General features: G+C 33.4%; 9 protein-coding genes. 3 read left to right on the forward strand and 6 right to left on the reverse strand.

What is annotated here, in order from left to right; all coding sequences use genetic code 11:
• Window positions 1-23 precede the first annotated feature (23 nt).
• The 4 genes from B2741_RS09525 to recG form a co-directional block, all read right to left on the reverse strand.
• A complete protein-coding gene (locus B2741_RS09525) occupies window positions 24-1328 on the reverse strand; it encodes a TolC family protein (protein ID WP_291138137.1) in 1305 nt (434 codons plus the stop codon).
• Between the two features lie 130 nt (window positions 1329-1458).
• On the reverse strand, window positions 1459-4545 hold the full coding sequence (locus B2741_RS09530; RefSeq protein ID WP_291138140.1) for an efflux RND transporter permease subunit: 3087 nt from the start codon (window positions 4543-4545) through the stop codon (window positions 1459-1461).
• 38 nt (window positions 4546-4583) lie between these two features.
• Window positions 4584-5642: an efflux RND transporter periplasmic adaptor subunit gene (locus B2741_RS09535; RefSeq protein ID WP_291138143.1), complete on the reverse strand. Its 1059-nt coding sequence runs from the start codon at window positions 5640-5642 to the stop codon at window positions 4584-4586.
• Window positions 5643-5833: 191 nt separating this feature from the next.
• A complete protein-coding gene (gene recG, locus B2741_RS09540) occupies window positions 5834-7936 on the reverse strand; it encodes an ATP-dependent DNA helicase RecG (RefSeq protein ID WP_291138146.1) in 2103 nt (700 codons plus the stop codon).
• 132 nt (window positions 7937-8068) lie between these two features.
• On the opposite strand from recG, the gene B2741_RS09545 reads away from it, so the two are divergent.
• Window positions 8069-10138: a M1 family metallopeptidase gene (locus B2741_RS09545; RefSeq protein ID WP_291138149.1), complete on the forward strand. Its 2070-nt coding sequence runs from the start codon at window positions 8069-8071 to the stop codon at window positions 10136-10138.
• A gap of 31 nt (window positions 10139-10169) precedes the next feature.
• Here B2741_RS09545 and B2741_RS09550 read toward each other — a convergent pair whose 3' ends face one another.
• Window positions 10170-10694 carry a hypothetical protein gene (locus tag B2741_RS09550; protein WP_291138152.1) on the reverse strand — a complete coding sequence of 175 codons (525 nt, stop codon included), beginning with the start codon at window positions 10692-10694 and terminating at the stop codon, window positions 10170-10172.
• 171 nt (window positions 10695-10865) lie between these two features.
• Between B2741_RS09550 and B2741_RS09555 the strand changes: the two genes are divergently transcribed.
• Window positions 10866-13193 (forward strand): ATP-dependent helicase, encoded by a 2328-nt coding sequence (locus B2741_RS09555; RefSeq protein WP_291138571.1) that lies wholly within the window; start codon window positions 10866-10868, stop codon window positions 13191-13193.
• Window positions 13194-13233: 40 nt separating this feature from the next.
• Window positions 13234-13854, forward strand: a complete 621-nt coding sequence (locus tag B2741_RS09560) for an L-threonylcarbamoyladenylate synthase (RefSeq protein ID WP_291138155.1) — start codon at window positions 13234-13236, stop codon at window positions 13852-13854.
• A 189-nt stretch (window positions 13855-14043) separates the two neighbouring features.
• On the opposite strand, the gene B2741_RS09565 is transcribed toward B2741_RS09560, so the two are convergent.
• The gene (locus B2741_RS09565; protein WP_291138158.1) at window positions 14044-15531 is read right to left on the reverse strand and encodes a carboxypeptidase regulatory-like domain-containing protein; all 1488 of its coding nucleotides are present in this window, start codon (window positions 15529-15531) and stop codon (window positions 14044-14046) included.
• Window position 15532 lies beyond the last annotated feature (1 nt).

Below are 15532 nucleotides of genomic sequence, written 5' to 3' on the forward strand. Positions count from 1 at the left end.
ACATTTTAACAAATCTAAAAATATTAATTCAATTTTAAAGTACCTGCTAATTCTTTTAAGTTAATTTCCGAAAGTTTGGTTACATATTGCGCATTCGAATAGCGAACAGAAGCTTCCACAAAGTTTTGCTGAGCTGTTCTAAATTCGATAGTTGTGATAGTTCCAATTTTGAATTTCGCTAACGTAATATCTAAGTTTTGTTTGGCGATTTCTAAGTTTTTTTCTTCCACTTTTACCAACTCTAAATTGGTTTGATAACTCGCAAATAAAGACGATAATTGTGAAGTTAGCGATAATTTTTGTTGCTCTAAAAGGAATCCTGCATTCTCCACTTGATATTTGGCTACTTTTTCGTTTCTGTTTTGAAGAAAGCCATTAAAAATTGGCACTGTCGCGGTCACTCCATACACAAAACCTTGTCCAGAAGATTGCGTGATAAATCCCAAAGAAGCTTCCGATCGTGTGAAATTATAACCTGAAGTAATTCGAACCGTTGGATAACGATTGCCTTTGATTTGTTTCAAATTCAAATCGGCTACTTTTTTAGACAGAATTTGCGCTTGCAATTGCGGATTTTGTTTTTCAGCTGTCGATTTTAATTCGTTGAAATCTAAATTTTGTTCGAAAGTAACTTCGTCAGCCACTTTAAAATCAGTTTGAATATCGCGAACTAATAATTCGTTCAATCTAATTTTACTGATTTTGATGAGTTCTTTTTGTCTTAATTGTAAACTTAAATCGCTATTCAAGTCTACTTGGGCATTCAAAACTTCTAATTTTGAAGCTTTTCCAATGCTAAAACGATTTTGAGCGGTTGTCAAACGTTGGTTTGAAATCACAATTGCAGTATCAATTGAAGCTAAGACTTGCTGTTGTTGCACCAAATCGAAATAGGTTGTATAAACATCACTAATTCTAGTTAAAATGGCAGTTTGTAATTCGGCTTTTCCTTGTTGTTCTAGAACGCTCAATTGTTCTTTTCTAGCGAACATACTTAAACCGTCAAAAATTGTCCAATCTAATCCAATACCATAACTCAAATTCATGTTTTTGGCATTGTCTAATTCTCTCACAGTTCCGTCTCCTTGTGTTTGTTTGGTGTCTAATTGACTGTTATTGTTGGTGAAATTCGCATTCAACGAAGGCAACATTCCGGCATTGGCTAAATTGTTATTGGTAGCATCAATTTTGGAATTATTTTCAGCGATTTTAATATCGTAATTGTTTTCCAAGGCAATTTTTACCGCATCTTCAAGTGAAAGTAATTCTTGTGCTTGTAATGAAAATCCAAGTAAAAAAATGAATATATAAGTATATAAATTTCGCATAGTGTTTTTATGTTTTCAACGCAGATTCGCAGATTTTTTTTGTTCTTAAATGTTTTTTTATTGAATACTTATAGATTATGTTGATTCAAATTATTCTTTTAAATTTTAATTTGCGAATCTGCGGTTTATTTTATTTCTCTAAAGCGTCTAAATTATCAAATTCTGGTCTGTGTTTTTTAGCTTTCGACCACATTAAATAGATTGCTGGAATTACGAATAAGGTTAAGATTAACGAAAACATCGTTCCCCCCACAATTACAACACCCATTCCCATTCTACTTGCAGAAGCTGCTCCAAGCGATAAAGCAATTGGTAAAGCTCCTAACGCAATAGCTAAACTGGTCATTAAAATTGGTCGTAAACGTGCTTCTGAAGCTTCTAAAATAGCATCGTATTTCGATTTTCCTTGTTCTCGAAGTTGGTTGGCAAATTCGACTATCAGAATTCCGTTTTTGGTAACGAGTCCAATCAACATGACGGTTCCAATTTGACTAAAAATATTCCATGTTTGTCCAAATAACCACAGTGAGAATAATGCTCCAGCAACTGCCATTGGTACTGTTAAGATAATAATAAACGGATCGATGAAACTTTCAAATTGTGCGGCTAAAATCAAATAGATTAATAACAAAGCTAAGCCAAAAGCAAAAGAAGTATTCGAACTACTTTCTACGAAGTCACGCGATTCTCCACCCAAATCGGTTGTAAAAGTATCGTCTAACACTTTTTCTTTAATTTCGTCCATAGCATTAATACCGTCAATCATACTTTTTCCGGGTGCTAAACCTGCAGAAACGGTTGCCGACATATATCTATTGTTATGAAATAATTGCGGTGGATTACTTTGCTCTTCCACTTCAACTACGTTGTCTAATTGAATTAATTCTCCCGCTTTGTTTTTCACAAACATCGAAGTCAAATCTAATGGAGCATCACGATCTTTTTCGTCAAATTGTCCAATGACTTGATATTGTTTTCCGTTTTGCATGAAATAACCAAAACGTTGTCCGCTTAGCGATAATTGCAAGGTTTGTGCAACATCTATTACAGAAATCCCTAAACTTTCTGCTTTCTCACGATTAATGGTTACATTAATTTCGGGTTTATTGAATTTTAAATTCACATCTACATTCGAGAAAGTTTCGTTTTTACTCGCTTCTTCCATGAATTGAGGAATCTTTTCTCTTAATTTTTCAAAATTTGGAGCTTGAATAATGTATTGAATTGGCAAACCACCTCGTCTGTTTACTGAAATTGTTGGTTGCTCGGAAACATTTACTTTGGCTTGCGGATATTTTTTTGCCCATTTATTCAAATCGTCTACTACTTCTTTTTGTGATTTTTCTCGCTCACTTGGATCTACCAATGCCAAACGAACCCTTCCTGCATTTACCGAAGAAGATAAAAATCCAGGCGAAGTAATTACCAAAGCCACTTTTTTCTCAGGAATAGAATCATTGATTAGTTTAGATAAATCTTCCATAAATCGATCAGTGTATTCGTAGGTAGAACCTTCAGGTGTCGTTACACTGACAATTCCTAAACTTCTATCGTCATAAGGAGCTGTTTCTTTCGGAAGAATAGCAAAAAACAATACAATTAATCCGATACAAATGATGATAATTGGAAAACTCAACCATTTTTTATTTAAAAATCGTGCTAACGAATTGGCATAACCTTGGTTCAAATTCACGAAGAAAGGTTCTGTAGCTTCATAGAATTTCGTTTTCTTTTGTTCGCCACCTTTCATTAAATAGGCATTTAACATTGGTGTTAATGTTAACGATACAAAGGCAGAAATCAGTACAGCTGCACCAATGACGACTCCAAACTCTCGAAACAATCTTCCTACGAAACCTTCCAAGAAAATAATTGGTAAGAAAACGGCAGCTAATGTTACAGAAATCGAAATTACAGCAAAGAAAATTTCGTTAGAACCTTTGATTGCCGCTTCGATTGGCGACATGCCTTCTTCAACCTTTTTGAAGATATTTTCGGTAACTACAATTCCGTCATCTACTACTAATCCTGTCGCTAAAACGATGGCTAAAAGCGTTAATACGTTAATAGAGAAACCACATAAATACATGATAAAAAACGTAGCAATCAACGAAACAGGAATATCAATTAATGGTCTAAATGCAATCGACCAATCTCTAAAGAACAAAAAGATGATGATGATTACTAAAACTACTGATATTGCTAATGTTTCCGCTACCTCGACAACTGATTTTTTAATAAAAATGGTATTATCTAAAGCAATATCTAATTTGATATCACTTGGTAAATCTTTCTTTAATTTGTCAACTTCTGCATAAAATTGTTCTGCAATTTCTAAATAATTGGTTCCAGGTTGCGGAATAATTGCCACAGCCACCATCGGATTTCCCGATTCTGTAAACTTGGTTTCTAAATTTTCAGAAGCTAAAACGGCATAACCAATATCGCTTAAACGAACGGTTTTATTTGCTTCTGAAACAATGATAATGTCATTGAATTCCTTTTCTGTAGATAAATTTCCAAGGGTTTTTACCATTAATTCGGTGTTAGCACCTGTCAATTTTCCTGAAGGTAATTCTACGTTTTGTTTGTCCAAGGCATTTCTAACATCGGCAACCGTGATTCCGTAAGCATTCAATTTGATAGGATCCATCCAAATACGCATCGAATAACGCTTTTGTCCCCAAATTTGCACGCTACTTACACCTGGAATCGTTTGCAATCTTTCTGAAATTACATTTTCAGCATAATCACTCAGCTCTAAAGCATTTCTGGATTGACTTTGAACGGTCATCGAAATAATTGCATCAGAATCGGCATCAGCCTTTGATACAACTGGTGGCGCATCAATATCTTGCGGTAAACTTCTAATGGCTTGAGATACTTTGTCACGAACATCATTAGCAGCTTCTTCAAGGTTTTTTTCTAACTTGAACTCAACCGTAATATTACTCGAACCTTGATTACTTGAAGATGTAATGTTTCGAATTCCATCAATAGAGTTAATGGCTTTTTCAAGTGGTTCGGTGATTTGTGATTCGATAATTTCGGCATTTGCACCAGTGTAATTTGTTCGAACATTAATCACGGCAGGGTCAATCGAAGGGAATTCGCGAACGCCCAAATAACTGAATCCTAAAATACCAAATAGAATAATCAACAAATTAATTACAATGGTAAATACGGGTCTTTTTATACTTAAGGTAGATAAACTCATTTTAAATTTAGAAGTTTGAAATTAGAATTTAGAAAAGCTTATTTTACTTTTACTTTGATATCGGCTTCATCTTTTAAAGCCATAACGCCAGAAGTCAAAATCGTATCGCCAGATTTTATGCCTTGGGTAACAATTACGTTTTTATCCGTTCTGGCAATTGTTTCAATTTTCACTTCTTTTGCTTTTCCGTTATTGGCAATATAAACCACTTTTCCGTCTTGAACTGGAACTACTGCTTCGGAAGGAATTTGAATCGCACCTTTGATATTTTTCAACGGAAGTTCAATAGTAGCAAATGTTCCGGCTAATAATTTTCCATTTGGATTTTCGGCAATCGCTCTGATTTTTAGGGTTCGAGTTGAAGTTTCAATTTCAGGTTCGATGGCGTAGATTTTTGCTGTAAATTTTTGTGTATTATTTGGAATCGTAAATTGAATAGGAGTATTGTTCTCAACTTCAGATGCATATTTTTCAGGAATTGAAAAACTAATTTTCACTTGATTTGAGCTTACTAATTTGGTGATTAGCGTAGTTGGAGTCACATATGTTCCAGGAGAAATGTTACGTAATCCAATTTTACCAGAAAATGGTGCTCTTATACTTGTTTTTCCAATTTGTGCTTGAATCAATTGGGTTTGCGCTTTTAGACTTCTAAATTCGGCACTTGCAATTTCATATTCTTCTTGACTGATAGCTTCTTTTTGAAGTAATAGTTTTGCTCTTCTTTCATTTTCGGAAGCCAAACTTTGTCTTGTAGTGGCTTGCGAAAGTTGTGCACGAAGTTCAATATCATTAACTTTCAATAAGACCTGACCTTTGCTTACGTTTGTTCCTTCTGTGAAATAAATTTTTTCTACAATTCCAGAAACTTCACTTCTAATTTCCACATTTTCATTGGCTTCAATAGAACCAGAAAGCGAAATCGTGTTGGCAAAGTCTTTTTCAGAAACGATTACAGCATCAACCATCATAGGTGGTTTTTTATCTCCTTTTTTATTGTTTTTTGCAGATTCTTCAGCATTTGAAAAAACTCTATATCCGATTAATCCCAATAAGGCAATAACAAATAATGAAATTGTAATAGTTTTAATTTTCATGGTAACGAAGGCTTTAGTTGCAACAAAGCTAACTTTTACGAACTAATTATGCCAAAATCTTACCATTTATTTAACATAGTTGTAGGTACAAATGTTTCAAAAATTTGAGATTTATTTAAAAAAGGTATCAAATTGATTTCAAAAATTAATTTTTGTTATAATTTTTAATATTTCTCTGATTTAAATGAAATTTAGCTAATGTAATTCCAAATCGTTTTCTTTTTGCTTAACTCAATAAATGCTTCTCGAAGTTTTGCATGTTCTGGTTTTTCCATTGGCGCATCTTCTTTTAATAGTTTTATAGCATGATGTCTTGCCAATTGTAGAATGTCTTTGTCTTTTACCAAATCTGCAATTTGAAGATTTAGCACACCACTTTGCTGCTTACCCATAATATCACCTGGACCTCGTAATTTTAAATCGACTTCCGAAATTTCGAAGCCATCATTAGTACGAACCATCGTTTCCATTCTTATTTTACTATCGTTGCTTAGTTTGTGACTCGTCATTAGGATGCAATAACTTTGTTCGGCACCACGACCAACTCGTCCTCTTAATTGGTGTAATTGTGATAATCCAAAACGTTCTGCGCTTTCAATAACCATTACGGAAGCATTTGGTACATTCACACCAACTTCAATCACAGTCGTTGCGACCATAATGTTCGTTTTTCCTTCTGAGAATCGACGCATTTCTTCGTCTTTATCTGCGGGTTTCATTTTTCCGTGAACGATAGAAATAGAATATTGAGGTAAAGGAAAATCTCTTGAAATACTTTCATAACCGTCCATCAAATCTTTGTAATCCATTTTTTCAGATTCTTGAATTAATGGATACACAATATAGATTTGGCGCCCTTTCGCAATTTCGTCTTTCAAGAATTTCCAAACTTTCAATCGGTTCGAATCATAGCGATGTACCGTTTGAATTGGTTTTCTACCAGGAGGTAATTCATCAATGACTGAAATATCTAAATCACCATACAAACTCATAGCTAAAGTTCGAGGAATTGGAGTAGCGGTCATTACAAGAACGTGAGGAGGAACGTCATTTTTCTTCCAAAGTTTAGAACGTTGTTCTACACCAAATCTGTGTTGCTCATCAATAATCGCTAGGCCTAAATTATGAAATTGTACTTTGTCTTCTAACAAAGCATGGGTACCAATTAAAATATCCAAAGTTCCGTTTTCAAGCTCTTCGTGGATGATTTTTCTGTCTGAAGTTTTAGTTGAACCAGTTAATATTTTTATATTGATATTCAGTTCTTTCGCTAATTCAGTAATTCCGTTAAAATGTTGATTCGCTAAAATTTCTGTTGGTGCCATCAAACAACTTTGAAAGCCGTTATCTTTTGCTAAAAGCATACACATTAAAGCTACAATAGTTTTTCCAGAACCAACATCGCCTTGCAACAAACGATTCATTTGAGCGTTGCTTCCTAAGTCGTTACGGATTTCTTTTAGTACTCTTTTTTGAGCATTCGTTAAATCGAAAGGCAAATGATTATTGTAAAAATCGGTGAAGTTTTCGCCCACTTTTTCAAAAGGCATTCCTTTTATTTTGTGTTTTCTAATCAGATTCTTCGTAATCAATTGCAATTGAATAAAAAATAATTCTTCAAACTTCAATCGGAATTGCGCCTTTGCCAACAAATCTTGACTCTTTGGAAAGTGAATATTGAACAAAGCCGCATTTTTTGGAATTAATTTTAATTCGTCTAAAAGATAATTGGGTAAAGTTTCAGAAAATAAGGCTTGGGTTTCAACAAACAATTGCTGCATCATTTTATTAATGACTTTGTTTGAAATCCCTTTGTTTCCTAATTTTTCAGTACTTGGATAAACCGGTTGCATCGCGGAACGTAGGCTAGCTTTATGTTCTTCTAATAATTCCATTTCGGGATGCGCCATGTTATAAGTTGCACCAAATTGGGTAACTTTTCCAAAAATCACATACGGAATATTAATTTTGATGCTTTCGCGAATCCATTTTTGTCCTTGAAACCAAACGAGTTCCATTTGACCTGTATCATCCACAAAAGTAGCTACTAATCGCGAACGTCCTTTGCCTTGTTCAACGGTTTTGATGTTGATTATTTTCCCAACGATTTGAACTTCCGAGTTGCTATTTTGTAGTTCGTTTATCTTGTAATAACGGGTTCTATCAATATAACGATTTGGGAATAAATTCAGTAAATCTGCGTACTTATGAATACCCAACTCCTTGCGCAATAAATCGCCACGTTGTGGACCAACGCCTTTGAGATATTCTATGGGAGTTTCGAGTAGATTCATTTGAGTATTCAGTCTTTTTCTTTATTCTTTTCTCTTTGTTCTTCAAAAAACGAAGATAGTTTATAATTTGTTAATTTAAAAAAGAGAGAATTTGAAAATGTTTATATTCGTACATTATTAAATTCCATCAAGATGTTTCGTATTCTTTTAGCCTTGTTTTTCATTAATTTGTCATTTGGTCAACAAATTAATAACGTTGATTTTATTAAATGTAATGCTTTTGTTTCTCCAAATGCTTCAGAAAAAACAATTTCTGGAACTATTACTTATGAGTTCAAAGTAAAAAAAGCAATCGATACCATAAAGATTGATGCTAAAAGTATGGAATTTTCAGAAGTTGCAATCAACGGAAAATCGGTAAAATTCAAAAATTCAGGAAAAACATTGGATTTATTTGAAGGGTTTAAGAAAGGAAAAAATAAGCTAACTTTTAGTTATTCCGCAAAACCGAAACAAACTTTATACTTCACTGGTGATCTTTCAAATGAAACTAGTCAAATTTGGACACAAGGACAAGGACGTTATACCAGTCATTGGTTACCCAGTTTTGATGATGTAAATGAGAAAGTGATTTTTAATCTTAATATTTCTTTTGATTCTCGCCTAGCAGTTCTTTCTAATGGGATTCATAAATCTTCAGTTTTGTATACACCACTTTCAAAACCTGATAAAATTTGGAATTTTAAAATGCAAAAACCAATGTCTTCTTATTTAGTAATGTTGGCAATTGGAAATTTCGAAAAACAGACCAAAACCACCAAATCTGGAACACCTTTGGAATTTTATTTGGATAAAAATGATGTTTCAAAATTTGAACCCACTTATCGCTATTCCAAAGAAATGTTCGATTATTTGGAGCAAGAAATAGGAGTGAAGTATTCTTGGGGTATTTACCGTCAAGTTCCGGTAAGGGATTTTTTGTATGCGGGAATGGAGAATACGACTTCAACAATTTTCGCACAAGATTTTGTAGTAGATTCAATAGGTTTTAATGATAGAAATTATGTAAACGTTAACGCACACGAGTTAGCGCATCAATGGTTTGGCGATTTGATTACGGCGCAATCTGGAAAACACCATTGGCTACAAGAAGGTTTTGCGACTTATTATGCGTTATTAGCAGAACGTCATTTGTTTGGCGATGATTATTTCTACGAAGAATTAAACGATTATGCCGAACAATTAAAACGTGCTTCTAAAACCGATACAGTTCCTGTAATGAATGAAAAAGCAAGTTCGTTATCGTTTTACAAGAAAGGTGCTTGGGCGTTGCATGTGATGCGAGAGGATATTGGGGCTAAGAATTTTCAAAAAGCAGTAAAAAAATATTTAAAAAAATACCAATATAAAAATGTCAACACAGATGATTTCTTGAAAATTGTTAAAGATGTTTCGGGGTATGATGTGGAAAATTTCAAAAGGGTTTGGTTGGAAAAGCCTGGATTTGAAATGGAAATCGCTCAAAAATATCTTTCTAAAAATAAATTCATTCAAGACTATTTTGCTCTAAGGAGAAGTAAAAAATCATTATCTGAATTAACAGAAATTCTAAAATCAGAGGCTTATTATCCTATTAAGCAATACGTCGTATATCAAACTCGAAATTTGCCTTTTGATGAACGTAAAGTAATTTTAGAAAATGCTTTAGCCACAAATGATATTTTGGTAAGAAGAGCGGTTGCAGAATCAACTCCAGTAATTCCAGAAGCTTTTAAATCACAATATGAAACATTGTTTAATGATAATTCGTATCAAACGATAGAAATTGCATTAGTGAATTTATGTACAAACTTTCCTGAAGATAGAGAAAAATATTTATTTCAAATTAGACGTTTAATTGGAAATAACGATAAAAGTTTACGAATTACATGGCTAAAGTTAGCTTATGAAACTCCAGAGCTTGAAACTCAAAGAATAGATTTTTATTTAGAATTGTTGCATTATGCATCGTCTCAATATGAAAGTTCTATTAGGCAAAATGCTTTAGAAGCACTTCTTTCAATTGATTTCATGAATAAAAAAGTAATTACACAATTATTTTTAGCAACCAATCATCACAAATGGCAGTTTACGCTTTTTGCAAGAACAAAAATTCGTGAATTGCTAAAAAATCCCGAATATAGTAAAACGGTTGAAACACTTGCAGAAACTTCAGATTCAACCATGAAAGCTTTGTATGCAAAGTTTTTAAACGAAAAATAAAAAAATCCCGAGCTTCAACTCGGGATTTATATTAAAATACTCTTTTCAATTCTTCTTTCAAATAGCTAATCGCAATATTACTTGGCGCTTCTGTTTCTGTAAGCTCAATCATAACCGCTTCTCTTAATTTGTCAGCATCTGCAACATCTTCTCGAAGTGCATTTTTTCGAATCATTTGCACTGTACTGTTTTTAGCTTTTAGTATGATATCCCAAGTTTCAGATGTTAAATAAATTTGTTGGGTTAAATTGTGCTCAAATTCAGTTTGAATGTGATGCGATAATAATGTAGCATAGTCGTCTTTGCTTTTTCCTGTAGGAGCAACACGCATTAATAATTGAGACGGATTGATTCGCTCTAACAACAAAACCATTCGCTCATACGCTTGTAAACGAATAGGTAACGCTTGTTTTTGATTTTCTCTTAATAATTCAAATTTGCGTTTACTTTCTTCGCTGTTATAAAATTTTTGCATCATTACAAAAGCGACACCACCAGTAATTAAAGCAGGTAAGGTATAAGCAGCAATTTCTAATAATTTATCTTCGATTGTCATTTTTAGTTGATTTAATTTCATCGCAAATTAAGATTAAAAAATTTAATTTTCAAATTAGAATTTCAGTTGTTTGTGTTAATCTTAATAAGAGTTAATAACTTCTTTTGTATTAACCCTTTTCATGATGTATTTTTGTAAATTAGTTAAAAGTTATAGTACACTATGAAAGAAATGCAGCGATATATTAGCCAATTAAACGAAGCACAGCAAGCACCTGTATTGCAGAAAGATGGTCCTATGATTGTTATTGCGGGCGCAGGTTCTGGTAAAACACGTGTGTTAACCGTTCGTATTGCTAATTTAATGAGTCAAGGAGTAGATGCATTTAATATTTTAGCTTTAACTTTTACTAACAAAGCTGCACGTGAAATGAAAAAACGTATTGCTGATATTGTTGGGACTAATGAAGCTAAAAACCTTTGGATGGGAACCTTTCACTCAGTTTTTGCTAAAATTTTAAGAAGTGAAGCCGATAAATTAGGCTATCCTTCTAATTTCACCATTTATGATTCTCAAGACTCATTGCGTTGTTTGGGTGGAATTATCAAAGAAATGCAATTGGATAAAGAAATTTACAAACCAAAGCAAATTTTAGGCAGAATTTCATCCTATAAAAACTCCTTAATCACCGTAAAAGCCTATTTCAATAATCCCGAATTACAAGAAGCCGATGCGATGAGTAAAAAACCGCGTATGGGTGAAATTTATCAACAATATGTAGAGCGTTGTTTTAAATCGGGTGCGATGGATTTTGATGATTTGTTATTGAAAACCAATGAATTATTGAATCTTTTTCCAGATGTTTTAGCAAAATATCAAGATCGTTTTCGATACATTTTAGTAGATGAGTACCAAGATACAAATCACTCCCAGTATTTGATTGTCCGTGCGTTGTCAGATAGATTTCAGAATATTTGTGTGGTAGGCGATGATGCACAAAGTATTTATGCCTTCCGTGGTGCGAATATCAACAATATTTTAAATTTCCAGAAAGATTACGAAAACGTACAATTGTATCGTTTGGAACAAAATTATCGTTCGTCTAAAAACATTGTAGAAGCAGCGAATAACGTAATTGATAAGAATAAAACCAAGTTAGATAAAATCGTTTGGACATCGAATGATGACGGACCAAAAATTAAAGTCCACCGTAGTTTAACCGATGGAGAAGAAGGGCGTTTTGTAGCCGCCACTATTTTCGAGCAGAAGATGCAAAATCAAATGTTAAACGGACAATTTGCTATTTTGTATCGTACGAATGCACAATCTCGAGCGATGGAAGATGCGTTGCGTAAACGCGATATTCCGTACCGAATTTATGGTGGTTTATCGTTTTATCAACGTAAGGAAATTAAAGATGTTTTGGCCTATTTGCGTTTGGTGATTAATCCAAAAGATGAAGAAGCGTTAGTGCGTGTGATTAATTATCCTGCAAGAGGAATTGGTGATACTACGGTTGAGAAATTAACGGTTGCGGCCAATCATTACAAGCGTTCTATTTTTGAAGTAATGGAACATATTGATAAAATTGATTTGAAACTGAATTCGGGTACAAAAGCAAAGTTGAATGATTTTGTTACGATGATTAAAAGTTTTCAAGTCATTAACGAAAATCAAGATGCTTTTTTCTTAACCGATCATGTTACAAAGAAAACGGGATTGGTTCAAGAACTTAAGAAAGATGGAACTCCAGAAGGAATTGCCAAAATTGAAAATATAGAAGAGTTACTAAACGGTATTAAAGATTTCACTGAAGGACAAATTGAAATCGACGGTGCAAGAGGTGCGCTAGCAGAATTTATGGAAGACGTAGCTTTAGCCACCGATTTAGATAAAGATACAGGAGATGATGATAGGGTAGCACTGATGACGATTCACTTGGCAAAAGGATTAGAATTTCCACACGTGTTTATTGTAGGATTAGAAGAAGATTTGTTTCCAAGTGCTATGAGTTTGAATACCCGTAGCGAATTAGAAGAAGAACGTCGATTATTCTACGTAGCCTTAACAAGAGCCGAACATCAAGCGTATTTGACTTATGCACAATCGCGTTACCGTTGGGGAAAATTAGTAGATAGTGAACCTTCGCGTTTTATTGAAGAAATTAACGATGAATATTTAGAATATTTGAATCCAGTGGATTCAGGTTATCGCTACAAACCAGTTATGGATATTGATGTTTTTGGCGATATTGATAAATCAAAATTACGATTAGCAAAACCAACTGCGGGAACACCACCAAAATATTTAACGCGAGATGAACCTGTTTCTTCAGCCAATATTAGAAGATTAAAACCTGTTTCAAGCAATTCAGGAAGTTCAAACATAGTCGATGCGAATTTAGCTGTTGGAAATATCGTAATGCACGAACGTTTTGGAAAAGGTCAAATCGTAAACATTGAAGGAATTGGAGCCGATAAAAAAGCTGAAATTCGTTTTGATGTAGGCGGATTGAAAAAATTATTGTTGCGATTTGCGAAGTTGGAAGTGATTGGTTAACTGCTTTAAGCATTCAGCTTAAGGCATAAAGCATATAATTATGTCAGAAATTATAAAAATATACGAAGACAAACCCAGTGAAGCCGCAATTAAAAAAGTAGTTGAGGTTTTAAAAAACGGAGGTTTAATTATTTATCCAACCGATACGGTTTATGGTTTAGGCTGCGATATTACCAATTCTCGTGCGTTAGAAAAATTGGCTAAAATCAAAGGAATTAAGTTAGAAAAAGCGAATTTTTCCTTCGTTTGTTCTAGTTTGAGTAATCTTTCTGATTATGTGAAACAAATTGACACATCGACTTTTAAAATCTTAAAACGCGCATTGCCTGGACCTTACACCTTTATTTTACCAGGAAATAACGATTTACCAAAAGAATTCAGAAAGAAAAAAACAGTCGGAATTCGTGTTCCAGCTAATAATATTGCTTTGCAAATTGTAGAAATGCTTGGAAATCCTATCGTTTCCACATCCATTCATGATGAAGATGAGGTAATTGAATATTCAACCGATCCAGAATTAATCTTCGAAAAATGGAATAACAAAGTCGATTTGGTTATCGATGGAGGTTACGGAGACAATGTAGCTTCAACCATTATAGATTTAACAGGCTACGAGCCCGAAGTAATTCGTGAAGGAAAAGGAAGTTTGGATGTTTTATAGTTAATAATTTGGTTTTATCACTATAAAATACTAAATTAGCTTTACTATTCTCAATTTTAACCAATTATAGATGAGACATTCATAGTTTTAGTATAAATTTATTAAAACTATGTGTTTCTTAATTTAATATTTAATTGGTTATTAATAAAAAAATTAAGGATACATTAAGCAGGTCTTTGACCTGCTTTTTTATTTCCAGTCGGGCATGATGGCAATATCAAATAATTGTAATCTTGTACCTGTTATTCCAACGGAGTATTTAAAAATATTTCTAGCCGATATTCCATCATTTGATGTACTCACAAAAAGTAATTCAGCTTCATTTGGAGAATATCGAACTTCTAAATCGTTGAAGCCTGCTGGTTTTTGAACATTTACTTCTGTTGTTGTATCAGTTAAAAAATCATATTGAAATATTCTTGAATCTAATTGTCGGTAATCAAAACTTTCAAAGCCAGTAATATCTCTTGTAAAAACTAATTTGTTATTAGTAACCGATAAATGTAAACCGCTAATCGCACCCATGGTTCCAGAGATTACATTTTCTACGATTATTCCGTTTGAATCAATTACGTAGATTTCTGTTTCATAACCATTCAAATTATTCATTTTTAGCGCAATAATTGAACTATCAACACTCCAATCACATTCAGAAATGAATTTTCCGTTGGGTGTTTGAAATATCAATTCTAATCCACTTCCATCGGCATTGATTTTGTACAGTTTATCAAAATTGGAATAAATTAATTGACTTCCGTTGCTTTTCCAACTGAAATTATAATAATCCAAATTAAATCCCGCAGCTGGAATTCCGGCTGTGACTTTAAAAACATCAGAACCATCAGGATTCATGGTATAAATATGAGCTTGTCCTCCAGTCGTTCTCAAAAAAGCAATTTTATTTGCAGGAATATTTTTTCGTGGTCTGAAACTATTGGTTGCATCAGAAGTTATTTGTAGTTCATTTCCAGCATCGTCAGCAGTGAAAATTACATTGTTGTCAGCTATTTTTCGAGTAAAAAGATAACGTGCATTTGGAAATTCTAATGTTCTAAATGATTGTGTCAAGCTATTTACTTCGGGATTTATTCCATCAGAAACAGATACTTCCCAAAAGTATTTGGTACTATAATTTAAACTTGTTAAGTTATAAGATGCTGTTGTAATGTCTTCATAAATAATAATTTCGTTTGTAATATCATTTCTAAGGGTAATTTTATAAGTTAGTTCGTCATCTTCTGCGTCTGTTGATAGCCAAGTTAAATTAACGCTTAAACTTAAATCTTCGGCATTATCGAGTGGTGTTAAAAGTTCTGGAACAGTTGGAGATTGGTTAATTTCTTCAATAGGTTCTAGTTCAAAAACCAATTCGGTTTCTAATTCTATTAGTACAGTTCCCGCTTCAAATTTAGTAATATAACCATCTTTTCGGGCTTCAAAAGCATAATCTCCTGTTGGTACGTTTTCTATTGTAAAATATCCGTCTTCATCAGTAAAAACAGCACTTGTATTAGGATTTGAAGAAACTCGAGCGTTTTCAATTGGCTCAAATGTAACGGCTTCTACTACACGACCAGTTACCGTTCCAAAACCTGTTTCGTCAATAGTTTCTTCGGAACAAGAATATGAAAGTGCAAGAATTAGTATAAAAAAACTGAATTTATATATTTTGTACATG

This window comes from Flavobacterium sp. UBA7663, from assembly GCF_002483315.1.
GTDB lineage: Bacteria > Bacteroidota > Bacteroidia > Flavobacteriales > Flavobacteriaceae > Flavobacterium.